The organism is Rosenbergiella nectarea (genome assembly GCF_900111105.1).
GTDB classification, from domain to species: Bacteria; Pseudomonadota; Gammaproteobacteria; order Enterobacterales; family Enterobacteriaceae; genus Rosenbergiella; species Rosenbergiella nectarea.
The window spans coordinates 318,180-343,775 of record NZ_FOGC01000002.1 but is presented as its reverse complement, the minus strand read 5'-3'; the positions used below and the strand labels follow the sequence as shown (position 1 = coordinate 343,775).

At 40.5% G+C, this 25,596-nt stretch carries 22 protein-coding genes; 2 read left to right on the top strand and 20 right to left on the bottom strand.

Annotation, left to right across the window (positions count from 1 at the left end):
• Window positions 1–46 precede the first annotated feature (46 nt).
• The gene (locus BMX14_RS04520; protein ID WP_092673403.1) at window positions 47–979 is read left to right on the top strand and encodes a LysR family transcriptional regulator; all 933 of its coding nucleotides are present in this window, start codon (window positions 47–49) and stop codon (window positions 977–979) included.
• A gap of 60 nt (window positions 980–1,039) precedes the next feature.
• Here the strand turns inward: BMX14_RS04520 and BMX14_RS04515 are convergent, their stop codons facing one another.
• The 6 genes from BMX14_RS04515 to BMX14_RS16535 all read right to left on the bottom strand — a co-directional run bounded on the left by BMX14_RS04515 (window position 1,040) and on the right by BMX14_RS16535 (window position 5,795).
• Window positions 1,040–1,504 (bottom strand): DUF986 family protein, encoded by a 465-nt coding sequence (locus BMX14_RS04515; protein WP_177173079.1) that lies wholly within the window; start codon window positions 1,502–1,504, stop codon window positions 1,040–1,042.
• A 47-nt stretch (window positions 1,505–1,551) separates the two neighbouring features.
• A complete protein-coding gene (locus tag BMX14_RS04510) occupies window positions 1,552–2,400 on the bottom strand; it encodes a PTS mannose transporter subunit IID (protein ID WP_092673471.1) in 849 nt (282 codons plus the stop codon).
• A 10-nt stretch (window positions 2,401–2,410) separates the two neighbouring features.
• Window positions 2,411–3,211 carry a PTS mannose/fructose/sorbose transporter subunit IIC gene (locus BMX14_RS04505; RefSeq protein WP_092673398.1) on the bottom strand — a complete coding sequence of 267 codons (801 nt, stop codon included), beginning with the start codon at window positions 3,209–3,211 and terminating at the stop codon, window positions 2,411–2,413.
• 51 nt (window positions 3,212–3,262) lie between these two features.
• Window positions 3,263–4,225: a PTS mannose transporter subunit IIAB gene (manX, locus tag BMX14_RS04500; RefSeq protein ID WP_092673395.1), complete on the bottom strand. Its 963-nt coding sequence runs from the start codon at window positions 4,223–4,225 to the stop codon at window positions 3,263–3,265.
• Between the two features lie 168 nt (window positions 4,226–4,393).
• Entirely contained in the window at window positions 4,394–5,638 is a 1,245-nt protein-coding gene (gene manA / locus BMX14_RS04495; RefSeq protein WP_092673392.1) for a mannose-6-phosphate isomerase, class I, read from the bottom strand.
• Window positions 5,631–5,795 (bottom strand): hypothetical protein, encoded by a 165-nt coding sequence (locus BMX14_RS16535; RefSeq protein WP_177173078.1) that lies wholly within the window; start codon window positions 5,793–5,795, stop codon window positions 5,631–5,633. The genes manA and BMX14_RS16535 overlap by 8 nt, the downstream gene beginning before the upstream one ends.
• Before the next feature lie 1,198 nt (window positions 5,796–6,993).
• Between BMX14_RS16535 and BMX14_RS04490 the strand changes: the two genes are divergently transcribed.
• Window positions 6,994–7,527, top strand: a complete 534-nt coding sequence (locus BMX14_RS04490; protein WP_143056384.1) for an LbetaH domain-containing protein — start codon at window positions 6,994–6,996, stop codon at window positions 7,525–7,527.
• A 628-nt stretch (window positions 7,528–8,155) separates the two neighbouring features.
• On the opposite strand, the gene BMX14_RS04485 is transcribed toward BMX14_RS04490, so the two are convergent.
• The 14 genes from BMX14_RS04485 to recJ form a co-directional block, all read right to left on the bottom strand.
• On the bottom strand, window positions 8,156–9,463 hold the full coding sequence (locus BMX14_RS04485) for an oligosaccharide flippase family protein (protein WP_092673389.1): 1,308 nt from the start codon (window positions 9,461–9,463) through the stop codon (window positions 8,156–8,158).
• A 7-nt stretch (window positions 9,464–9,470) separates the two neighbouring features.
• Window positions 9,471–10,448 (bottom strand): glycosyltransferase family 32 protein, encoded by a 978-nt coding sequence (locus BMX14_RS04480; RefSeq protein WP_092673386.1) that lies wholly within the window; start codon window positions 10,446–10,448, stop codon window positions 9,471–9,473.
• Between the two features lie 15 nt (window positions 10,449–10,463).
• Entirely contained in the window at window positions 10,464–11,195 is a 732-nt protein-coding gene (locus BMX14_RS04475; protein ID WP_092673383.1) for a glycosyltransferase family 2 protein, read from the bottom strand.
• 12 nt (window positions 11,196–11,207) lie between these two features.
• The gene (locus tag BMX14_RS04470; RefSeq protein WP_092673380.1) at window positions 11,208–11,978 is read right to left on the bottom strand and encodes a glycosyl hydrolase; all 771 of its coding nucleotides are present in this window, start codon (window positions 11,976–11,978) and stop codon (window positions 11,208–11,210) included.
• A 9-nt stretch (window positions 11,979–11,987) separates the two neighbouring features.
• Window positions 11,988–12,983: a glycosyltransferase family 2 protein gene (locus tag BMX14_RS04465; protein WP_092673377.1), complete on the bottom strand. Its 996-nt coding sequence runs from the start codon at window positions 12,981–12,983 to the stop codon at window positions 11,988–11,990.
• A 1-nt stretch (window position 12,984) separates the two neighbouring features.
• Window positions 12,985–14,016 (bottom strand): stealth family protein, encoded by a 1,032-nt coding sequence (locus tag BMX14_RS04460; protein WP_092673373.1) that lies wholly within the window; start codon window positions 14,014–14,016, stop codon window positions 12,985–12,987.
• 13 nt (window positions 14,017–14,029) lie between these two features.
• Window positions 14,030–15,163: an EpsG family protein gene (locus BMX14_RS04455; RefSeq protein ID WP_092673370.1), complete on the bottom strand. Its 1,134-nt coding sequence runs from the start codon at window positions 15,161–15,163 to the stop codon at window positions 14,030–14,032.
• A gap of 10 nt (window positions 15,164–15,173) precedes the next feature.
• Complete coding sequence (gene wbaP, locus BMX14_RS04450) at window positions 15,174–16,583, bottom strand: undecaprenyl-phosphate galactose phosphotransferase WbaP (RefSeq protein ID WP_092673367.1); 1,410 nt, start codon at window positions 16,581–16,583, stop codon at window positions 15,174–15,176.
• Between the two features lie 60 nt (window positions 16,584–16,643).
• A complete protein-coding gene (locus tag BMX14_RS04445) occupies window positions 16,644–18,809 on the bottom strand; it encodes a polysaccharide biosynthesis tyrosine autokinase (protein WP_092673364.1) in 2,166 nt (721 codons plus the stop codon).
• A gap of 8 nt (window positions 18,810–18,817) precedes the next feature.
• Window positions 18,818–19,255 (bottom strand): arsenate reductase/protein-tyrosine-phosphatase family protein, encoded by a 438-nt coding sequence (locus tag BMX14_RS04440; protein ID WP_092673361.1) that lies wholly within the window; start codon window positions 19,253–19,255, stop codon window positions 18,818–18,820.
• A gap of 2 nt (window positions 19,256–19,257) precedes the next feature.
• On the bottom strand, window positions 19,258–20,400 hold the full coding sequence (locus tag BMX14_RS04435; RefSeq protein ID WP_092673358.1) for a polysaccharide export protein: 1,143 nt from the start codon (window positions 20,398–20,400) through the stop codon (window positions 19,258–19,260).
• 749 nt (window positions 20,401–21,149) lie between these two features.
• A complete protein-coding gene (lysS, locus tag BMX14_RS04425) occupies window positions 21,150–22,670 on the bottom strand; it encodes a lysine--tRNA ligase (protein WP_092673353.1) in 1,521 nt (506 codons plus the stop codon).
• A 9-nt stretch (window positions 22,671–22,679) separates the two neighbouring features.
• A protein-coding gene (gene prfB / locus BMX14_RS04420; protein ID WP_143056383.1) for a peptide chain release factor 2 occupies window positions 22,680–23,778 on the bottom strand; the annotation gives its coding sequence in 2 pieces (ribosomal slippage) (window positions 22,680–23,702 and window positions 23,704–23,778; 1,098 coding nt in all).
• Window positions 23,779–23,863: 85 nt separating this feature from the next.
• The gene (recJ, locus tag BMX14_RS04415) at window positions 23,864–25,594 is read right to left on the bottom strand and encodes a single-stranded-DNA-specific exonuclease RecJ (RefSeq protein WP_092673351.1); all 1,731 of its coding nucleotides are present in this window, start codon (window positions 25,592–25,594) and stop codon (window positions 23,864–23,866) included.
• Window positions 25,595–25,596 lie beyond the last annotated feature (2 nt).

Here is a 25,596-nt window from a genome sequence, read left to right as displayed (position 1 = left end):
ATCATTAAGAATTCAGTAGAGTGTTGCAAAAAAGAGAACAGTGCCCATGAGCCCATTTTCACGCTTCGCCCTGTATTATTTAGCCGTTGTCCGTCACGGCAGCCTGCGTAAGGCGGCTGAGCAATTACATATCTCCGCGTCGGCCATTAACCGGCAGATTTTGCAGGCTGAGGAGTCGTTAGGCACTCCCCTATTTGAACGACTGGCTGAAGGGCTACGGATGACTACCGCCGGCGAGCTACTGTATGCCGACCTGTTACGCTGGCAGCGGGAATTCGAGGTCACTAAGCAACGCTTCGATGAGATCCAAGGCTTGCAGCGGGGTAAGGTCAAAATAGGATTAGTGCAAGCCCTCAATCAAGGTGAGATCGCCGATTGTTTAGCGCGCTTAGTCGAACAATATCCAACGCTGACATTAGAGATTGTCATTGATAGCAGCCAAGCGATTGGCGAGCAACTGCGTGCCGCGAATCTGGACGTCGGGCTGCTACTCGATCCCGGCGAAGTGACCGGTTTAGAGGTGAGAAGCTTTTGCGAGTTAGAGGTGGGGGTTGCCCTCTCGCCTCAGCACCCCTTGGCCAATGAGAAAACCTTGCGGGTCAGTGACCTTCACGCGCAGCGACATATCCTACCGGGCGAGGATTTAGTGGTACACGGCAGGGTTATCGCGCTTTATCAGCGCGCCGCGTTATCAGTGGAAAATGCGATAGTCTGTAACGACATTGCATTGATTCGTCGCTTTCTGACGAAAAGCAGTGGCGTAGCGATGCTTAGCCGAATTGATGTCCAGTATGATGTGGAGCAGAAAAACTTAGCCTTCATCCCGTTGCATAAGAATCCCACTTCGCCACTCACCTTAGCGTTATGTGTTGCCCCTTCTCGCCAACTTTCCCGCGCTGCACAGCGTGTGATACAACAATTGAGCGAGAGTATTGAGGTGATTGCGGGGAAAAATCTTTCTCAGCAAGGGTTACCCTAATAACATAAGCCTAGCCTGACGCAATGCCAAGAGGCCGTCAGGCTGGTCTAGATGAGATTATCAGCCATCAGGCTGCGCGATAATATGCTGATAAAGACGTTGCAGATCGTCAGCATGTTGAACGCTGAGCGTTACCTGCTGCTGCGCCAAATGCAAGATTAATATTCCTTCTGGCGTAAGTTGGTAGCGATGGACCTGTGGCCAGCGAATAAGTCGCCCCTTAATGACTATTCCTTCGGCGTTAATCCGCGCCATGGGTTGACGTATCCAGCCATACCAGAGGCTGAGTAGTATTAATCCCAATAATAACCCGCTGGTGAGATAGCCCTCTGCGCGTAGCAATTGCTGAATAAAAACAATCAGTAGCAGCACAGTGGCTATCCCCAAATCCTTATGTGACACTCGACGCAAAGGAATCGTCCACTGCGTTGGCGGAAACCTTAACGGTCTCAGCCACTCACTGTAGATCGCTAAGGCTAAACAGAGGCTTACGATAATACTTAGGATAAACGTCTGCACGGTCACGATGCCTCCTTAAGCTTCGCCTCAGCATCCCATGCTGAGGCGATAGGTTAAACGCCTAGTAATCCAGACCAATAGCCGAAAATACCGATGATAAAGAACCCCATGATGATCCATAGCGCATTCACTTTATTACGTAATAGCCACATACAGCCGAAAGTGAGCAGCAGAGGAACTAGCCCTGGCATTAACTGATCGAGGATGTTCTGTACCGTAGTAACGGTCTCGCCGCCTGCTGCATCGGGGACTCTTGATACCACAAGGGGAATATTGACATGTGTCCATTTATTGACCAAGGCTCCTAGTACAAACAGGCCGAGGATCGACGCCCCTTCAGTGAGTTTTTGTAGGAAGCCGCCCCCCATATCCTTCACGATATCGATTCCTTTTTGATACCCGTAGGCAATCCCATAATAACGGGTGAGTAATCGCACCGCGTTAAATAGAACAAAAAACAAGATTGGACCAAGAAGGCTACCACTCATGGCAATCCCAGCGCCTAGTGCCGCAAACACGGGACGAACGGTTCCCCAGTAGATTGGGTCACCGACTCCGGCCAAGGGGCCCATCAGCCCAACTTTGATACCATTGATTGCCCCATCATCAATCGGTGCACCGTTGGCTCGCTGTTCTTCCATCGCCAAGGTTACCCCCAAGATCGGCGCGGCGACATAGGGATGGGTATTAAAAAACTCCAGGTGGCGTTTGATCGCTTGACGTCTAGCGTCATTATTTTCGGGGTAGAGCCGTTTTATCGCCGGGATCATTGAGAAACAGAATCCTAGGGCTTGCATACGTTCAAAGTTCCACGAGCCTTGAAATAAATTAGAGCGAATAAAGACGCCGCGGATATCACTTTTCGTCAGTTTTTTTTCAGTTACCTGCGTGTTATCGACCATATCTTTGTCCCTAGTCCAATTCATTATCGATATCCTGCGACGACGCCGCGGGATGAGAAGTGACTGCTGAACGATTGTATTTGGGGCTAAGTTGGATATAGAGTATCGCCATCACAGCGCCTATTACCCCCAAGGCCACTAAGTTAAAGTTAGTGAATGCCGCCGTCACGAAGCCGAGATAGAAGAACGGCATCAGATAACCCGCTCGCATCATATTAATCACCATGGCGTACCCCACCACCACGATCATCCCTCCGGCAATATTCAGTCCGTTGGTCACCACTTCCGGAATTTTACTTAGCAGCAGCTGAACTTCGCTGGTCCCCACTGAGATGGCGACAATCAATGCGGGAATCGCTATCCTCATGGCTTGCAGGAAGAGTGCTGAGATATGGATCCAAGAGAGCGAGGTTAAATGGCCTTTATTCGCCGCACGGTCAGCCGCATGTTGGAAGCCTACGGTAAGGGTGCGGACGATAATGGTAAAGACCTGACCTGCTGCGGCCAGAGGAATGGCAAGGGCAATACCCGCGCCGATACTCTGTTGACCCGCGATAACCAAAATCGTGGAGATAATGGAGGCGAGGGCCGCATCGGGCGCGACCGCTGCCCCGATATTCATCCATCCTAAGGCAATCATCTCCAGCGTCCCGCCAATGATGATGCCTGACTTAATATCCCCCAGCACTAAACCGATAAGGGTACAGGCCACCAGCGGACGATGAAATTGAAACTCATCGAGAATAGACTCCATTCCAGCAATACAAGCAACGATAAATACCAGTACAATCTGAAGCGTGGTAATCTCCATTGACCCTCTCCTATTAATCATTAAACCCTAGGCTGATATGCGAGAACGCTTTTAGGCTGAAAGTTTATTTAGCAAGTCGATCATGCCTACCCGGTTATCGGAAGAGACTTTACGCACTTCAAGTTCAATCCCCTTAGCCGCCAATCGCTTGAATGCATCGATATCCTGTTGATCGACAGAAACGGCGTTGGTCACCATGGTTTTACCTTGACGATACGCAATCCCGCCGATATTAACCGAGTCAATCTTTACCCCTCCTTCGACGACACGTAACACATCCGTAGGATTGGTAAACAACAACATGACACGTTCGCCGGCATATTTGGGATTTGCGTAGACACGAAGCATCTTCGCGACGTCAACCACATGCGCCGTGACGCCCGGGGGAGCGACTTGTTTAAGCAATGTTTTACGGACGTCATCGGCCGCCACCGCATCACTCACGACGATAATTCGCGTGACCCGCGTCTCTTTCGTCCAGCGCGTGGCGACTTGACCATGAATCAGTCGATCGTCAATACGCACTAAGCCGAATTGCATAACACCTTGTTGAGACGTTGAGGTCGAGGGGGCTCCTGGTGCGTGATTGACAGAGGGTGGTTTGACGGCTGGCGACAACTGGTATTGATAGGCTTTAACACCCTCCCTCCCGGCCTCCAACGCCATCTCGATCAATTGATCGAGGCTGGGGTCGTCATCGCGCGCCATAAAGGATTCAATTAGCATGGGAATATTGACGCCAGCTATCACCTTATAATCACTATGTTCGCTCGCTAAGCGCGTGGCGGCGTTAAAGGGACTGCCTCCCCAGGTATCGGTAAGAAATAGCACTCCTTGTGTCGTTGATAAGCGCGATAATAGGTCGTGGTATTTATTAATTAATGTCTCCGTATTTTCACCGGGGATAAAATCGACTGAACCGACATTAATTTGTTCACCCAATAACATTTCCGTTGTCTTAAGCAACTGCTCGGCTGCTTGGCCGTGCGTTGCGATGATAATTGCTATCGTCAAGGAACCCCCTACTCTGTCACCAGTACTTGGGCCAATGGGGAAAGGATTAATAGATCCATTCGTTAGTGAAGCAACAGCAGTTTATGGGTTAACTTAGTGTAAATATGTGATTGAAAGCATCTATCTATTCACTGACTCAATTAAATCGATGCATATATTAGTGATGGATCACATTTTAAAATCAGATACGCCATCACTAATCCTTTCCTTAACCAGTGAAACATTACCGGTCGGGGAGGCAGTTAAGCCGACCGTCGCCAAGGCGACCTGCCCCTGTCCTTCGAGCGTGAAAGCTCCCTGATTAGCCGGAATAAATGCCGATTCACCCAACGATAGCGTCAAACATTGTTCTTCCGATATCAGGTTAAGCGTTCCCTCTAGGCAAAGTAGGATTTGCGGCAAACCGTGGGTTGACACCCTAACCGGGGAGATAAGGGTAATGATCGATAGCCTGAAGTCTGGGTCGGGCACTGGGTAATGGCTGTGATTACCGTTAACTAAAGGGGATAAAGTAAGTTGCTCGACCTTTTTCTCATGAAACTGCACGTTAGCCACTAACTCATCGATATCGATATGTTTCGTCGTTAACCCCGCTCGCAGCACATTATCGGAATTAGCCATTATTTCTACCCCCATGCCTTGTAGATAGGTATGAGGGGTTCCCGCTGCCAGATACAGAGCCTCCCCCGGTCTGAGGTCAATAATATTCAGAAACAGAGGCATCAACAGCCCGCGGTCATCGGGCCATACTTTCGCAATCATCCGAATAGTTTGCTCGATCTCTACCTCTTGCTGATCTGCGCTTTGTATTAGACGCGTTAAGACTCGCTGTTTTTCTTCCCCTTCAAGCCGTAGGCAGGCAATAAACAGTTGTCGCAATCGCACAGTATCAGGACACTGAATAAAAGCCTTTACGGCGGGGTGGTCCCATTCAAACTTCTGGAAGGCTTGGGAAATTTCGTTGAAAGACTTAAAACCATTTAGCGCCCTGAACGGAGTCAACGCATAGATAACTTCAGGCTTATGATTCGCATCGCGGTAGTTTCTGTTGGGATGGTCGAGAGGTATCCGCAAATTATCTTCGCGTGTAAACCCTTGCTGAGCGGCAAGCTTGGTGGGGTGGACCTGAATCGACAACGGCTGATCAGCTGCCAACAGTTTGAGTAAAAAAGGAAGTTGGTGGAAGCGCTCATAGGTCGCGCGTCCAAGCATAGCAACAGGATGAGCGGCAATTTCTGCGGCTAGACTCTTCCACTGCCCCTGTACCAATAAAGTAGAGCTAGCACTGGGGTGCGCCCCCATCCACACCTCTGCCATCGGTAAATGCGCGGGGTTCGCCAAGCCAAAGCGTTGGGCTAATGCCGTGGATGACCCCCACGCATAGTGCTGCACGCAATTTTTTAATTTATACATCGCGAGTAGGCCTATAAGCCGAGGATTTATACTGTTGGACTAACGTCGATTCAAGTTGTTGAGTAAAGAGGCTCTCCCCCTCACCTACAGTATTATTTGGCGTTAAAACAAGTGTATGACGACCTTGATAGTGAACGTGAATGCAATGCCGTGACATTATGTCCCCTCTTGATGACTCTAGTTGTTAGGCTTCTTAGTCAAACGTAACAATTAGCCTCATTACTACCCTAGTTACCCGGAGCAAACTGTGAACTGAGGCTTGATTGAGTGAGGACATAGGGCTTAGTGAAGGGAAATATAACGCTAGTCACAGATTTTGATGGTGAGCTCGATAAAGGATAGTGGTCTGCGCTGTTGGATCACGCGGCAAAGTAAACCGCCCCAGCGCCGAAATGCTCAGTGCGATAATTGAGACATTACTGTTGGCTACGTTTTGAAAATAGTAAATACCACAGAAGACTTGTTAGGGATATTTGTGGAACTATTACTAAATCTACAGAGAAATTCCCGTCTAAAAAAGCGAGGTCGAAAATGATGGGATCAGCCATTGAGCACCCTTGGTCAGAAATCATCGTATTAACAATAAAGCCTTTACTGGCCTGTTCAGGCCGTGAAGAGGTCACTGTGATCAACAGTGTTTGGCTGTAGAGATCGCCGAAATCTTTTGAGGGGGGAAGCCGCTGTAACCTCCAACGATAAACTGTTGAATATGATATAAACGACCCGACGATTGCTGATAAATCCATGGCATAGTTCATCTCCTAAGGAGTGAGGCAATCAGCATAAAAGATCAAGGATCCAAGGAAAATCAGCTAAATTAAGAATTAGAAAGGGATTTTTTGGGGTGTCTGAATGGAATATAAAAGAGAAACAGGACAATAATCGATAAATGACCATAAAAGAGCTTTATTAAGCATAAAAGTGATAATTGTAACAGTCATGTATCTTTGATAACCATACTCATTAGTACGATTTAATACTGAATAAATATCAACAACAAACTGTACTCATAGTATCATCATCCCGCTACAACGCTAGAATACACAACAATTCACCGCATAATAACAGTTAATTATTCTAAAATAATACTTATTTCGAGCTTATGGTACTGAAAATTAAACGGCGTTATTAGTTAATAATCAATATTGAAACTCATAGACTTAAAAGCAAGTAGACGGTAACCAAAAGAAATATTATATAGGGCAGTACTAATACATCATCCTTCAATAGAAACGTCATACATGTCAAAAATTATAATATCCGAAAGCAAAATAGAGACAATTCCATATTGTCTTATGATTAGACAGATTATACTATCAAAACTCAACCAAATTTAGTTATGTTAGGTATTATTAATGAGTGATAAAAGAAAACATCTGTCGTTGGTAGAAATTATTTTTGAGATTAGGATAAACAAAGGACTAAAAGCAAAAATAGTCATAATGCTGTTTAGATTATCAAACTACTATACCTCTAAAAATTTAATATTGAAAACACTTGGCCTTATTTTTGTTATGTTAAACAAAATGATAAACGAACTCTTATTTAGTGTTGAACTACCTTACAAAACGAAAATAAAAAAAGGATTAATCATTTGGCACCCTCACTGCATTGTAATTAACGCAGGGTGTGAAATCGGATATAACTTTGTTATTAGGCAGGGATGTACTTTAGGGGCGAATAAAAAAGGAAGACCTAATAAATTTATTATAGGGGACGGAGTGACCATGGGAGTTAACTCATCTGTATTATCAGATGACATTGAGGTTGGGGATAATGTTATAATAGGAGCAGGTGTAATTTTATTTAAATCCATAGAGAAAGACCACTATGTAATAAATAAGAATCAACTATTGATTAATAGCTTACCCCGAAAGCAATCCGGTTAAAAATAAAACACTAAGACTTTAAATTAAAACAGGGACGTTTTATAAAAATTTCTTTCTAGAAGTTAACCCCGATTATTAACTCAGGGAGTTTGAATTAACAGCCTAGAAGAAAAGTTTTACAAAAAAACAGAGGATGTCCTGTTAATATAATAATTATTCAATAGAAATTATATATTCTATAGTTATAAGGTATATTGCTTATTTATATTTAATCACTTGAAACTTAACAAGCCAGGTGACTACTTGTTACAATCCTCCTATCCTACTTCGATGGTTCTGATGACCAAGGGCAGCGCGTACAAACCTATAAAATGAGGCTCTAAAAAAACTTGATAGTAGTTTCAACACAACAATCCCCAGTCTATTACTCAATCATTGCGGCTGTAAAAAGTTAAAGTTAGATAATGTAATAATTATGTCATGTATCAATGGTATAAAAGAAATAACTTATTGGGGGATTCGACATGATAATCATCATTACATTAGTAACTATAGTTTTATGGACTACGCTATTACTCTTAGGCATTGGGCTTTGTAAGGCTGCTAGGATTTATGATAGTGGTTCATGAATCATTAGCGCCAAACATCATCCCAATCGTTCCACAAGGGGTAAGCCTTAGGGAAATCATCATTCCCTTTGTTTATATATCCCAACAAAAGTAGAAAAAAACTTTCTAAGATTGAATATGTTAATGAATAATTTGATCATGAGATCCGTTTTAAAGAAAAGGTTAAGAAAACTCACTGATATGAGTTCAATAAAGCAAGCACTCATTGATGCGCCTATTAGGCCATAATGGGAAATTAGAAAAATAGCAACACCACCACCGAGTAGTACGACAAAGAAAGATTTCTTGGCTAAATAAGAGTAGCCATTTAAAGATATTATATAACGACTGATAGCCATACCTAGACCTGATAAGCAAGTTGAAGCAATCAGGAAAAATGTGACAATATAAGCAGCTGAATAACTCTTTCCATATAATGATTCTAGAATGAAGTTTCCAAAAAGATAAAAGAACATAAAATAACCGAAACCTATCAACATTAATATCTGACAAGTAAAAGCAGTCGTTTCATTAGTATTACTATTATTAGAACTATAAAGTTTTGGTGTGATTGAAACGACGATTGCATTATTAATGAATCCCCACATCGTACCTAATGTCATCGCTACCGAATATATTCCTACATCAGAAAGTGAATTATAGTAACCAAGTAGTACTCGTGAAATATTCACATAAATCATTACCGAAACACTTGATATTAAAAGGCCAGTACCAGTAACTATTCCATAGCTAACATACTCTTTTCTAAATCTTATACTCTTCACTGTATAAGTATTATGAGTTTTTAAGAAAATTATAGACCTAATAATAAAAGGAACTAATCCAGTGCATACAATTGATATAGATAAAAAGATAGGTGGCAATTCAAAATGCGCGATGACGAAACGGATAACAAGACTAACAAAGATACCGATAACATTAGCTATAACGTTAAAAAATGATTTTAATCTAGCTTCATTGTAACTGTTGAATACGTCAACAACTGAAAACAGAGAAGATGCACAAACAGCCAATGAAAAATAAAAAGTTAGCTTATCAAAAGTAAAATAAAGATAGAGTTCAGTAATGGCTGCAACAATACTAAACACTAAAAATCGATAAGAAGCAAAAGAGAAAAGAAAATTTAGTCCAGAAGATAAATTTTTGCTTATTCTTTTTATTCCTATCGTATCACTGCCCCATAAGGCAATGGTTTGTATAATAGAGTAATAGTATACTGAAATATTCAACTTACCAAAGTTATCAGGTCCAATATATTTAGCAACATAAGATGTCACAAAAAGCAAGCCAACGATTGAAATTATCTTCTCGCTTAAAAGCCAAACCACATTAGTAAATATTTTGTTTTTAAGTAATTTGTTGACCATGAAAATCCTATTTATCCTCAAGTAGTTTAATAATTTTAGAGGCCATAGAGTGTCGAGTGAAAATTCTATTCTTTAGATATTTATTGAAAAGCTCTCTATCTTTACCAGTCAATTTAATCATGTCTGGCATGATATTAGGATGTTTATTAAGGAAGAAGTTTCTTATAAGATTATACTTCCCCCATCTATTTCTTTTAAACAACCAATTTCGAAAACCACCTGTCATATGATAATTGAATGCATTTTTATCACAATCATACATGATATATGAATTTATCTTTGGCAAGATATTCTGGAATGCTACATAACATACCAAATAATAGGGGTCATAAAGATTAGCTAAAGCTTGTGGTTTTAAAACCCTCGTATTATCTACATAACTTTTAACACCAATTAAGAGGGATCTGTGGAACTCATCTCTCCATAATTTGATTGCTGATGACTGTGGTCGAGCAACTATAAACCAGTTTTCCATTACAGGATTACTGCGGTCGATAAGATTTACTTCTCGGTAAAAGCCTAATAAGTCCACATTTTGATTATCGATAGTTGATTTGAATTTATCAAAAGAATTGAATACTATTACACTCGCATCTAACCAAATCCCACCGTACTTATAAAGAAGCTCTAATCTAATTGCATCTGACTGTTGCTGATGGGTAACCGCTTTTATATCTTCAAAATTAAGATCAACAAATTTGTAAATTGTATCCTTGTTTAGAAAATAAACATTCCACTCTGGATGTAAATTTTTTACCAATTTTAAACAATTCAATACAATTTCAGGTGGTGTATCATTCCAATAAAGCCAAATATTTTTTGGCAGAGGTATATTTTTAGCATTACCATTTTTCACTAAGGGATTATATTCATTTTTACATTCTACTACTTTTTTTTGTAAATTAAGGACTATAGCAATTCGGGTATAGATCCCCCTAAGACAATCTAATAGCCGGACTTTTATTTCTTTTAAAGATAAATTCATTTTCTCTCCAGCTAACTAGTTTCTAAATAACAAAGCATTCAGAGCATAGAAAAAGAAATAGTAAATAGCTTTATGTCTAGGTAATTTTAGTTCTTTACTTAGTAAGTTAAATTGCCAGCATGCAGCAGTAATTTTATTTGATGATAATGAACCTTCAGTAACATAATAATTAACCAATGGTTTATTAGTCACTGAAATATGGCCATGCAGGTCATATAATGAACTAATGTAAATGAAATCTTCATGTCCTATTTTTTTAAACCTTACATTATTTCTTTTATGAACCAAGGAAGACAAACATATTCTGAATTCTTTTTTTAGAAAATCTTTTCTAGATAAAAGGTTTTTATCATAGCCTACCAATTTTCGTTGGTCGCTAATAAAATTATAATGACTGACATTAGGTAAACCGTTGGTAACTGATATTCTTGAAATTTGAGTTTCAAGTTTATCCTTTAACCACTCATCATCACTGTCTATAAAAGCTACAACATCTTCTACAGCTAAATCCAACCCTCTATTTCTGGATTCAGCAACACCAAGATTTTTATCATTAAACATGACTTTGATATTTTTATCATGAATATATTTGTTGATTATTTCACGGCTATTATCTTTTGAAAAGTCATCAATTATATATAATGTGAAATTCGTATAAGACTGAGCAAGTACAGAGGTTATAGCTCTATCTAGTGTCTCGGATGCATTATAAACAGGTAAGATAATTGCGACTGTCATATCATTCATTATTATATCTCTTCAAATTTGACGATAGAGCTTATATAACTCTGTGAGATATCCTTGGCTAATCATTTTCCAAGCATACTTATAATCATCTCGAATCGGTAAATGATCATTATAGTCTGCAAAGATACAATACCCTTGCACTGCCTGATCATCTTCACACCAATTGATAAATCTCAACGATTCATTAATTGCCTTATTAAGAAAATTTTTACATTTCCAGTCTTGAATGCGACTATTCCAATTTATATATGCAAACTCTGAAATAACTACAGGTAATTGGAATTCATCACTGATTCTTGGGATGAAATTTTTACCATAGCCATAAAGATCATCTCTGTATAGATGCAGACCAATAGCATCTATCCTTAATTTCATATCCAAAGCTTTTCTATAAAATTCCCGAGCCCAAGCATGCCCGTGCCCGTCATCAGAACAAGCTGGCCCGACGAGAATGACATCTTCTGGAATAGTTTTCGACAAAAAGGTCCACGCATGAATCGCATCCTTAATACTCATATTGGATTGACTTTTCTTATCTGGCTCATTAAATCCAAGAACAAATTTCGGTTTCTGAATATAATTAACTCCCCTATATTTATATTTATCATCCCATAAAGAAGGACAAAAATTTATATCATGAGAATTCAAAGATTTTTGAATCTCTAGATCAATATGGTCATCCCAATTGTGAGTCCATGATGCATTCGACTCAAGCATATACTGCATCGCTTTAGATTTTAAATCGAACTGGATGGGATACCCTTTCTTATGGCTAAAAGACAAAATTGCCCCTTATCTATATTTATTTATATAGAGTTTTTTAATTAAAGTTAAGGCAACAAACTGCGGAAGAGTTAATATGAGATACTTTATTGCATTGATTTTTTTAAGAGCAAGTAGTTGCTTGAAGGTCAATGAGTTATTAATTTTTTTCTTGATTACTTTTGTATTATCCATACCTTTAACTGCTCTATAGACATAGATACTCATCAAACATGTAGTTTTCTTTAGACCATAATAGAAATTAATATTATTTGTTATATTTCCTCTACCTTCCATACTAATAAGCAATTTAGTATAGGTAGATTTTAATATTTCTAAATAAGTCATTATTTGACTATCAGTCAGCTTTTTTTCAGATAAAGAACCTTCATTTTTAGTATATTGATAACTAGATACTTTAGAGAAAAAGAAACCATCTATAAACTTGATATACTCAAGAACGAATAGTAGATCTTCCGCCATACTTATTTTTTCATTAAATGTGATGTTATTTTCAATAATAATATCGCGAGAGAAAATTTTATTATGTAAATAACCTAATTGATTACTACATTCTAAAACATCATAAGCCTTTTCGAAACATTCCAGATGATAATATCCCTCTAAGTTAATATTTTTAACTCGTTGGTGTTCGTCAATTAAACTGTTACATACTAAGTCATTAGGAGATAAATCCTTTAGAGGGGATATAAGACTCATTACATGTTCGGGAGAAACAGTATCATCAGAATCAATAAATATAATATATTTCCCTGTCGCTGAGGACAAACCCTTATTTCTCGCGCTACTCACGCCACCATTTTCTTTTTCAATAAGCTTTATATTGATCTCATCAGATTTATTTTCTATGAACCTCTCAATTAAATAAGAAGTTCTATCTGCACTTCCATCATTGACAATAATTAATTCAAAATTTTTATATCGTTGATCAACTATACTATTTAGACAATTTACAATGTACATCTCTGCATTATAAACAGGAATTATAATAGATACCTTGTCCATATTAATTATCCATTTCAAAGGATGATTTTTCTGGAAAATTCTTTTCTAAAAAAGAATTTATAATATTTAACACTGTAAACTCATCTTGTGAATCCATATTTTCGTCGTCATTGAGGCAAAAAAAATTAACCTTTCTATTTCCAGTTAAATCTTTAACAGCCTGTTTAGCATCTTCGACTCCACATATATTCTTAATATAATCGTCATTACATTTTTTTGGGTAAAATGCACCTGACATTAAATGCCAATATCTAAAGAGATAATGAGTATAATCATCACTTTTTCTAAATCTATTACTTGAAGATGAGGCCATTTGTGTAGAGAACTTTTCGTGAACCTCTATAAGTGTGCTTTTAAGATATGGTTGAGGATGGTGCCAGTGCCCTATCCAAAAAACCTTTCCTAATATGTTTTTACTTATGAAATTATTAATTTTATCGGTTAAGCTATAAGAGCTATCAGAGAGAAATTCATTTTCAAGTTGCTTAATATCTTTAGAGCTATTAATGAGATTTAAATTATTATTTAAAGAGTCAATCCATATTTTCTTACCCTTAAGAAATTGGAATAACCTACCTCTTTTCACGAGGCTTGTACTAATAAAGTCAACTGGTTTACCATCTTTGAAAAATCTATCCTTTTTTATTGGATTATAGAAAATCATATCATCATTTAGATAGACAAAATTCTCGCTCAATTCCTTTATATTAGGTAAATTCATTTCAATTGATGAGGAATTAAATACAGGAAGGTGTTCGCTATTGAAATATAATTCCTTATGTGTAACGACTTTAACTTTAGGATTATTATCATCCAGCCATTCAGGTTTATGACCTTCTGTAATAAGATATATTTTATTAAACCATGGACAGTTTTTTTCAATTGACCTGAATACAAACCTTAAAGTATCAAAATCTCTAAACCTTGCATCAGAGTTAGCCATTTTATTATAATCGCCACTAAATTGATTCCTTTTATCCTGCCATTCTTTATCATTAGGATCTACCCATGGTAGAACGAAGTCTATTTTCATTATGAACTAAACCTTATAATAATTTAATTTCAGACGAGTAAAAACCCAATGTTTTTAACGTTGAATAGTAACTCATCATAAATGAGAAATAAGAAGCGGAAATAATTAAAACCACTATAATGTGTAATGCATTTATCCTGTACTTTCTCAAAATCAAAATTAATATGATGGGAAAGATAACACCTTCATATCTTTGTATTCTATTTGATGCCTCTGCAAATCCTAAATACAGGATTGATAATGATGCAAGCATCATATAAATTCTTATAAAGATAAATTCAAATCCATGTCCATATTTCCCGTATTTCTTGTAATAAAGAAAATACAAAATTAACCCCAACCCAATTGTGATCACAGTCTTAATATAAAGTGAGGCTGCTGAATTTAATGCCTGAGCATAGATGCTTCCTTCACTGACACCTAAACCGAATGCATCTAAAAGATGTGTGGATATCCCCGTTGCAAACAACAAGAAAGATCCCATTAAAATTAAAAAATGAATTTTTATATTTTTTACTGTCATCGAAACAATTAGTGCCAAGATAACTAATACGAGACTATGATGTGAAAATATAGCTAAAACAGTTAATATTGAGAAGATAATATATTTATTTTCATAAAAATAGGTTATAGCTAATATAAAAATAGCCAAGGCCATTATTTGACGTGTTTGGTTTGCAATCTGCATTAAAAAATCAGAACTACTCATCATCAATATAAAGATGAGAGTAATACAAACTGTTTTTGTCATAATAATATTATTACTTCTATCGCTCTTAAAACTTATTTTTATTATCCTTAACACTGCTAAGGCCAGTGCAGAAGAAGTAATAACTGTAGTAAGTAATACTGATAATTGATAACCTGCTATTTGGTAACCTAATCGAGAAAAGAAGTAGTAGACATAATCCTTTGCCCACAAATAGCTATCTGCACTTACCATCAACTTTGTTAGAGAGTAAAATGTATAAGTATCAGTTCCTACATACTGATCTCTTAATCCGCATACAAAACTTATTAGTAAGATAAATGAAATAGTAATAAATCTTGGTCCAGATAATCTAACCTTAACTGTGAAAATCAAGAAAAGGCAGAGTAATATGTAGGTGAATATATAAAAAACAAGAAATAGAGTTGGATTTAACATTTAAATTCCCTTAATAAGCACCATCTCTTTTCAATACCACTGCAACTGTTTTAAATAGGATTGCAATATCATTCCACATCGACCAGTTTTTAACATACCATGCATCGAAATAAACACGAGTCTCGTAATCAACATCAGAACGACCACTCACTTGCCAAAGGCCAGTCATTCCAGGTTTACTCATTAAATAATAGTCTACTTGTTCTTCATAACGCTCAAGTTCTTCATAAATTATAGGCCTCGGTCCAACTAAACTCATTTCACCCTTAAGAACATTAAAAAGCTGTGGTAATTCATCCATACTCGTTCTACGTAATAGATGCCCTATACTAGTAATTCTGGGATCATTTTTTAGCTTGAAGGTTTCTTCCCATTCTTCACGCGCCTGTGGGTCTTTCTCTAAAAGTTTTTCGAGTAGCTCCTTCGAGTTCACAGCCATAGATCTAAATTTAAGGCACTTAAACTTTGTACCATTTTTACCAATACGCTCATGCCCATAAATTGCAGGCCCACCATCTTTTTTGACTTTCCAACATATGAATAAAAACAATGGCGATACAGCGATAATAATTAACATTGAAAATAGTATATCGAAACTACGCTTAAGTATTCTAGATGACATTTTCTCAAGGTTTTGCTGAACGCGGAATATCATTACTTCGTGACTAAATATAAACGACATATCTGTGCTATCTACAGGCATGCCCCGTAAAGTTGGAATCACGGAGACAAAGCGATATCCATGCAACATTAAATACCTCAACCAATCATTACGCAGGGAACTATTTTCACTCTCAACCGCGATAATTAATTGAACATGTTTATTCAAAATCTTAGTAAGGTCACTTGGAGAGCTATACACCACTGGTATGTTGTCAATCTTATCTAAAGTATTATCTGGATTTTCAGATATAAACTTTGTGACTTTATAACCTAGATTATTCTCGCTCGCGATTGCTTTATAAGCTTCACTGGCATTGTGTCCTGTTCCAATAATGATGGTATCCCGTTGCCAGAGATTTAGTTTGTTTAAAATTTTCTTGGTTAATATTCTCAACATCGGGACTAAAACCCCGATTATTATCCAACACATTACCCAAGGAAAGCGCGGTAGGTCCCACTTTGTAAATGCAATTATAGCCAATTCAAATACAGCAAAGATTACAATAGTACGGATTATTTCTTTCAATTCAAACCAAAATGTCTTTCGGTATATATAGTGATGAAGTCTTATTCCATACCAGGCAATACAAAAAATTGACACTAAAAAATGTAGTTTATTCCAGTGTTCAATATCATAAGTACCCTTTAATTTCTGGTGGAATATAACATTGGTTAAATATAAACTAATCATCAGACCAAATAAATCGGACAAGATGAGTGAACTACTAACAAGCAGATTACGAGATTTTTTAGTCATAATTTCCTCACCACAACGAAGTAGTGGAAGTTAGTTGACCCCACTCAAGTGGGGTTATGATTATTTTTCGTCTTTGTAACTATAATTATAATAATTATAGCCATAACTATAGTAAGAGCTGGATTTTCTAACTACACCATTCAGAATACATCCCTTCACTTCTATACCGCTCTGCTCAAATCTTCTAATACTTACTTGCATTTCTTTTGCCGTATTCTCTTCAAAACGGGCAACAAGTAAAATAGTTCCTACATAACGTCCAATAATTGTTGCATCTGTTACCGCAAGAATAGGTGGGGTATCAACCACTACAATATCGTAATTCTGATTTGCCCAATCTAGTAAAGATTGGAAACGTTGATTCATTAATAATTCTGAAGGATTTGGGGGTAACTCTCCGCGAGATATGAAATCAAATCCAGCTTTGCCGATTTTTTTTACTGTTTGATCGATTTGAATTGTTCCCGAAAGGAACTCAGATAATCCTGGACTTACATCCATATTAAATATCTTATTGGAATATCCCTTTCTCATATCTGCATCGATGAATAATACTCTCTGACCTCCTTGAGCTAACACTGCGGCCAAATTACTGTTTACAAATGTTTTTCCTGCATTTGGGCTCGCACCTGAAATCATTAATATATTATTTTTTGCCTCCATCATGGCAAAGTGTAAACTTGTACGTAGACTTCTTATGGCTTCAATCGCTAGATCTGCTGGATTATCCAGAGCTAAGAAATTTAAATTATCGATCTTCTTTTTCTTTTTATAATTTAATGACTTTGGTAATTTTTTTTCCATCCATTCGGATACTGGAATACTGGCATAAACATTAATCCCTAATTCCTCAAGTTGCTCAGGTGATTCGAGCCCTCTTCGCAAGAATACGTTCATTAATACTATAGCAATTGAAATAAAGGTCCCTAATACTACCCCAATTAGTACAATAATGATTTTCTTTGGCTTCACCGGTTGAGGTACCGTCACCGCATCATCAATAATACGCACATTACCGATAGCACTATTTTTTGCTATTATTAATTCCTGTTGACGATTCAATAGTTGCATATAAACAGCTCTGCCTGATTCAACATCACGACTCAATCTTATAACTTCTTGTTGAGTGGCCGGCATACCAGAGACTTGCTTATTTAATTTTGCCTTTTCTTGCTCAAGGGTTTTTCTTTTTTGAAGTAGTGCAATATAAGTTGGATGATCTTTAGTGAAAAGTTGAGAAACCTCTGCTTCACGGAATGTTAATTGATTCAGTTGATTATCAACATTTACAATTTGCTCTAGTGCTGAACGTGCTTGAAGGTCTAGATCGACTGAGTCACTCTGCTTACGATAGCTACTAAGTTTGTTTTCAGCAGTGTCAAGTTCACTGCGAACCTGCGGTAACTGTTTTTCTAAGAAATCTAAACTTTTACTGTCTTGTGCTGCTTCTCTAGCAATATTTTGTGCAAGGTAATTATCACCTATATTTTCTAACTTCTCTTGTGCGATATCAGGATTAACATCCGTTAGTGTTAGATTAAGCATTCCAGTATCACTGCCTTGGTCAGCTACAGAAAATGCTTTTTGCAACGTTGTAATAGCATCCAAACGAGTGACATAGTTAACCGTAAACACAGTATTTACTGCAGCATCAATTTTATCGATCTGAATGGATAGGCCTTGTACTGATAGAGTCTGACCAACTGTTCCTCTGAGATCATAATTTCCACCCTCCAAATGATAATGTTGTCCATCGATAACCTTGATTTCTAGCTCAGGGACTTTTCCATTTTGAGGAGCAAGATAAATACGGCTCACTATCAAATGTCCTGGATGTTGGCCGGTCAATCTCGCCCAACCTCTACCGAATATAGGGAAGTATTTTTGATTCACTTGTGCTTGTAATGTTAAGTCATCGACTGTTTTTCCTAAAATCATTCTCGACTTAAGTAAAGCGATTTCAGGTGCAGAAACTGGCTGACCTTCTGGTAACATTTGACTTAAATTATTGAGAAGTGAGTTACCTTGTTTTTCTTCTACTTGTATCAATGAGTCAGCTTGGTAGATGGGTGTCGCAAATAATGCATAGCAGATAGCAATACAGGTACAAACCGCCGTCACTGAAATGATTATTTTTTTATGATCAAGAAACTCTCCAATCAAACGAGCGAGATCAATTTCATCTGAATCAGGGGTAGTTGATTTATTCGGTATAACTGATGACATAAATATTCCTATTTTTTTCCCAGTTTGACAGCCCAAGCAGTTGCTGATTGTTCGATTAGTCGGTAGACGTGTTCAAAAGCTTCTCGACTTTGTCTGTAAGGGTCTGGAATTTGTTTGTGATCCATCCAGTGACCAAATAACATCGTTTTACCTCTCGCTTCAGGAGCGATTCGCGTCACAGCTTCTTGATGACATTTTTCCATAACTAAAATAAGGTCATAGTGTTGAGCTAACTCAGATGTGAATTGCTTACCTTTATGTCCATCCAGCGATACCCCTTTTTCTGTAGCGACTAAGTTTGCAGTGTCATCTGCGGTATGGTTCTCCAATGCTCCTGTACCCGCTGAGTCAATGGTTAAGCCCGGTAAGTATTTTTTTAACAGCCGCTCCCCTGTTGGAGAGCGGCAGATATTTCCTGTACAAACAACAAGTATTGAATTGAACATAATTACTTCAGGTCCTTGTAGTAATTAACGGTTTCTGTCATATCATGTACACTTGTAATTGTCGGTAGTATCTGAGTTAACACACGGTTCCAGCGGACGATTGGTGCAGTCGTTACATAAACAATATCGTAAGGTTGTAGTTCAAATTCTGTAGACATCACCATTGTCGATGCATCTTTGGCATTTAATCTGTAGATATTGGCAATATGCCCTCTTTTATCTGTAGGCTTTTGGCGAATAACAAAGATACCTGATGCATCGGCATACTGTTGATTCAAGCCTTTTGCACTACCTAAAGCTTCAGCCAAAGTCATTCCACTACGATCCATTTTAAGGGTAGACTGTTCACCTACTTCCCCAATAACAAAGACTTTTTGGTCATCGTTACGAGGGACAAATAAAATATCTCCCGGATACATCAATCTATTCTGTTGTAAATCACCATGCTGCATCAGTGCTTGCATCGATAACACTGTATCTTTGCCGTTATGGGTTAACACCACATGTCGCCAATCAGCATTTTCAGCAAAACCGCCTGCGGCATTTATTGCATCTACGACGGTCAAAGGTATATTGGTGATTGCTTGTTGCCCAGACTTTGCCACTTCCCCCGTCACATACGCTTTTTGCGAGCGGAATGCGGCGACGGCGACATCGACTTGTGGGCTTTCAACATATTGAGATAAGCGTCTGGCTATTTGTTGGCGCACTTCTGCAAGGGTTTTACCCACAACGTAAACTTTGCCAATGTACGGATAGAAGATAGTACCATCTGCCCCTACCCAGTTACCGGTATCACTAGCGCTACGATAAGTCCCTGCGGGGTTTGTTAGCTCCGGATGATCATAGACAGTAACCATTAACACATCCCCAGGCCCAATTCGGTATTGATAATCGCGCAGCAGCGCATCAAGCTTAGGATTAGATTGTGAGGTCACTGGTGATGGACGAAGTCTTTCGATGAGCTTAGGTGTTACCGGATACACTTCGACTAATTTGCCCCAATCATAATCATTATCTGCATCGGAGGACTGCGCGGAATCTTTTCCTAAGGTCGTTAGTCCCTGTCCAGGAACTATTGTACAACCACTGAGAAACACTGTTAGCACTGCCGCCGCAGAGAATTTAAGTGAGAATTTTTTCATCAAGTTCTATTCGATTAAGTGGATTAATCGCTGCCCTATCACTAGAGTTTGTAAGGCAGCCCTCATTTTCATAAATTGTTGAGCCATAAAAATCGTTATTGAGGCCGAATCTGCACAATGCTGTTTAACTTATCAATACATCGAATGTGTAATTTTATCTAATGCATATAATTATTTTTTTGTATCGTTCTGAATTGGGGATAAAGATAAGTATAAAATTTCATTATGAAATATATAGTCAAGACAAAAAATCAAGTAGCACTAATAATTAATCATTTTTCTTATCGACTAGATATCCCGCCCAATATATTAATTAACATCTTTATTACATATCCACCACTAATTTTGCACGCTACCGCCCCTGGCTTAGAGCTACCAGTCAACCCACAACACATCGATTCCAAAGGATTTATTTTTAAAAAAAAGAGTGATCTCACTATTATATGTAATAAAAATCATCAGCAAGATATTAACTTTTTCAATTTTAAAAGACTTAATACAGGAACATTCCTATTTATAAACATCAGGCATGGATATAAGGATTTTTTATATTCATGATTGTCAATATTTATCTACTTATAAGTAGAGTTTTGTAAAAATCATCAAAGACATTAATATTAGAACAGAATAATTACTACAGATTAATTCCTAATTTCAAAAAATTTACATTTTTTCTATAAATTTTGGTAATCAATAGGCATAAAAAAACCCGCCGGAGCGGGTTCAACAGATTGATGTAGCGTCGAGGCTTATTTGCTGCCAGGTCGCAGTGCTGGGAAGAGGATGACATCGCGGATGGTATGGCTATTTGTGAACAGCATCACCATACGGTCAATACCGATACCTAAACCTGCCGTTGGTGGCAAACCGTGTTCCAGTGCGGTGACATAATCTTCATCATAGAACATCGCTTCGTCATCCCCTGCGTCTTTGGCGTTAACTTGCTGCAAGAAGCGTTCTGCTTGGTCTTGGGCATCGTTAAGCTCGGAGAAGCCGTTACCGATCTCCCGTCCGCCAATAAAGAACTCGAAGCGATCGGTGATCTCTGGGTTCTCGTCGTTACGGCGGGCCAGTGGTGAGACTTCTGCCGGGTATTCGGTGATGAAGGTTGGTTGAATCAGTTGCGCTTCGGCGGTCTCTTCAAAGATTTCCGTGACCACCCGGCCTAGGCCCCAGCTTTTCTCGACTTTTATTCCGATGGATTGCGCGATGGCTACCGCTTTATCGAAATCTTCCAGATCGGTTAATTCGGTCTCTGGACGATATTTCTTGATCGCTTCACGCATCGTTAACTTATCGAATGGCTTACCGAAATCGAAGGTTTGCTCGCCGTACGCCACTTCTGTGGTACCCAATACATCTTGAGCCAAGGTACGGAACAGGCTTTCGGTGAGTTCGATCAGATCGCGGTAATCCGCATAGGCCATATAGAGTTCCATCATGGTGAACTCTGGGTTATGACGCGGAGAGATACCTTCGTTGCGGAAGTTACGGTTGATTTCGAAGACGCGGTCAAAGCCACCTACCACCAAACGCTTCAGGTACAGCTCTGGGGCGATACGCAGATACATGTCGATATCGAGCGCATTGTGATGCGTAATAAAAGGACGCGCGGAGGCACCGCCCGGGATGACTTGCATCATCGGGGTTTCCACTTCCATAAAGTCACGGTCAACCATAAATTGACGCACGCCAGCCATGATTTTAGAGCGAATTTGGAAGGTATGGCGTGATTCTTCGTTGGCAATTAGGTCCAAGTAACGTTGACGATAGCGTGTCTCTTGGTCTGCTAGGCCGTGGAACTTATCAGGCAATGGACGCAGCGCTTTGGTCAGCAGACGTAGTTCGCTGCAGTGGATAGACAGCTCACCGGTTTTAGTTTTGAATAGCTTGCCGCGGGCGCCAAGAATATCGCCAAGGTCCCATTTTTTAAATTGTTCGTTGTAATAGCCTTCAGGCAGATCATCGCGGGAAACGTAAAGCTGAATACGGCCGCCGACATCTTGCAGCGTGGCAAAAGAGGCTTTGCCCATGATACGGCGAGTCATCATCCGGCCTGCTACCATCACGTCGATACCGAGATCTTCTAACTCTTCTTGGCTCTGCTCGTCGTGACGTTGGTGCAGCGCATCAGAGCGATCGGTTGGGCGGAAGTCGTTCGGGAACGGATTTCCTTTCTCACGCAGGGCGTCTAGCTTTTCACGGCGTGCGCTCAGTTCATTATTCAGTTCGAGGGCGAGATCCGCCGGCGCGGGGGTTTGTTCTGACATAAAGGTTCCTTATAGGCCAGCTTTCAAGCTAGCTTCAATAAATCGGTCTAAATCGCCATCGAGGACGGCCTGCGTATTGCGAGTTTCAACACTGGTACGAAGATCTTTAATCCGCGAATCGTCGAGCACATAGGATCGAATCTGACTGCCCCAGCCAATATCGGATTTGTTATCTTCCATCACCTGTTTCTCAGCATTTTTCTTTTGCATTTCCAGCTCATACAGCTTCGCTTTCATCTGCTTCATCGCTTGGTCTTTGTTTTTATGCTGAGAGCGATCATTCTGACACTGGGTGACGGTACCGCTAGGAAGGTGCGTGATCCGTACCGCGGACTCGGTCCGGTTAACGTGCTGTCCCCCCGCCCCAGAGGCACGATAGACATCGATGCGCAGATCGGCTGGATTGATCTCAATATCGATATCATCATCCACTTCAGGATAGATAAAGGCCGAGCTGAAGGAGGTATGACGACGACCTCCCGAATCGAACGGACTTTTACGGACTAGACGGTGAACGCCTGTTTCGGTTCTTAACCAGCCGAAGGCGTAGTCACCGATAATTTTCACCGTCGCGCATTTGATCCCTGCCACATCGCCGTCCGAGACTTCGATGATTTCAGTTTTAAACCCTTTCGCTTCCGCCCAGCGCAGGTACATCCGTAACAACATGTTTGCCCAATCCTGAGCCTCAGTTCCGCCTGAACCTGCTTGAAGGTCAATATAACAATCGGCACTGTCGTATTCGCCAGAGAACATGCGACGGAACTCTAATTCAGCCAGTTTCTTATCGAGCGCATCCAGCTCAACGACCGCCTCATTAAAGGTTTCTTCGTCATCGGCTTCGACCGCTAATTCGACTAACCCGCTGACATCCTCAAGTCCTTGGGCGAGCAGGTCGAAGGTTTCGACAATCGCTTCTAAGGAGGAACGCTCTTTGCCTAGCGCTTGCGCCCGGTCGGGTTCGTTCCAGACATCAGATTGTTCAAGTTCAGCGTTAACTTCTTCTAAACGCTCGTTTTTTGCATCATAGTCAAAGGTACCCCCGAAGAACATCGCTGCGCTCGGTAAGGTCTTGAATACGATTTTTTATCGGATTGATTTCAAACATGGTTTGTTGTCTTAAGTTGAAGATAAAAAAGTAATACAGAGGGGGGAGATTCTACCCGAAACTCCCCCCAGCGTGTAACCTCTTTTTAGGCTTTTGGCCAGAGGTATTCGACTAATAATTGTGCGCTACGTTGCCCGCGATACTCATTCACATCCAATTTGTAGGCTAAGGTCGCCCGCTGAATGCTGGGATCGGGCCATTGACGTAGATCGACGTTAAAGGCAATGCCGTCAATCAGTGGCCCCCCCTCTACTGGTTCGAGCAGTAGCTTTAGATGTTTCTGCCCGACTAACCGTTGTTGCAAAAGTTTAAATTCGCCATCAAACATTGGCTCTGGAAAACTTTGCCCCCAGGGGCCTGCGTTTCTCAGCATCTCCGCCGTCTCAACGTTGAGGTGTTGTGCGCCGAGCTCGCCATCAGACCAGATCACGCCTTGTAGGGCATCGCTATCCAGCCACTCTGTGACCAATTGTGCAAAACAGTCACGAAAGCGCGGGAACTGTTCTTCCGCTAAACTCAATCCTGCCGCCATCGCATGGCCACCAAACTTAAGGATTAATCCGGGATGTTGGCTATCAAGGCGTTCGAGCACATCACGTAAGTGCAGGCCGGTAATCGAGCGGCCCGATCCTTTTAAGGTACCATCGCCAGCTGGGGCGAAGGCAATGACGGGTCGATGAAAACGCTCTTTCAGTCGGGAAGCGACAATACCCACCACCCCCTGATGCCATTCTGGATGGTAGAACGCTAAGCCGCTCGGGAGATGTTGCTGCTTTTCGAGCTGCTCACAGATCAACAACGCCTCTTGTTGCATCCCCTGTTCAATCTCTTTGCGGGTCTGGTTGAGGGCGTCGAGTTCAGTCGCTAACATCCGAGCTTGTGGCTCGCTCTCGGTAATCAGTAATTCGACGCCATGGGACATATCGTCGAGCCGCCCCGCCGCGTTGAGCCGTGGGCCTAAGGCAAAACCAAGATCGCTGGCGTTAAGACGTGAAGCTTGTCGTTGGCTGACCTCAAGCAGAGCCCGGATCCCTGGACGACACTTACCGGCACGAATTCGCTGTAGGCCCTGCCACACCAGTATTCGGTTATTGGCATCGAGCGGCACCACATCCGCGACCGTACCGAGCGCCACCAGATCCAATAAGTCGGCAAGATTGGGGGGCGTCCCGATAAACCAGCCCTGCTCGCGTAAATAAGCTCGCAGTGCGAGCATCACATAAAATGCCACGCCCACCCCAGCCAAATTCTTCGACGGGAAGGTAGCATCCGATAGATTTGGGTTTACCATCGCCGCCGCTGCAGGTAATACCTCGCCGGGAAGATGGTGGTCGGTAATAATAACGGGGATGCCTAACTGCGTGGCGCGCTCCACTCCGCTAACCGAAGAGATACCGTTATCAACGGTAAAAATGAGTTGCGCTTGGCGAGCATGAGCCAGGTCGACGACCTCGGGGCTGAGCCCATAGCCTTGCTCAAACCGATTAGGTACCAGATAGCTGACCCGTTGTGCGCCAAACTGTTGTAATGCCAACACAGATAGCGCGGTACTGGTGGCACCGTCCGCATCAAAGTCACCGACCACCATGATATGACGGTTATCACTCATGGCTTGGTGTAATAACTGCACAGCCCGATCGATGCCGGTCAATCCCTGAGGGGGCAGCAGATAATTCGCGCCCCGCTCCAGTTGCGCAGCGTCAGTAATGCCTCGCTGCCGATACAATTGTTGCAGTAAAGGGTGAATGGCAGCCGAAAGCTCAACGTCAGCCTGTGGCTGACGTCGTTGTAGTTCAGGGTTAGCGCGTGAAGACAAGG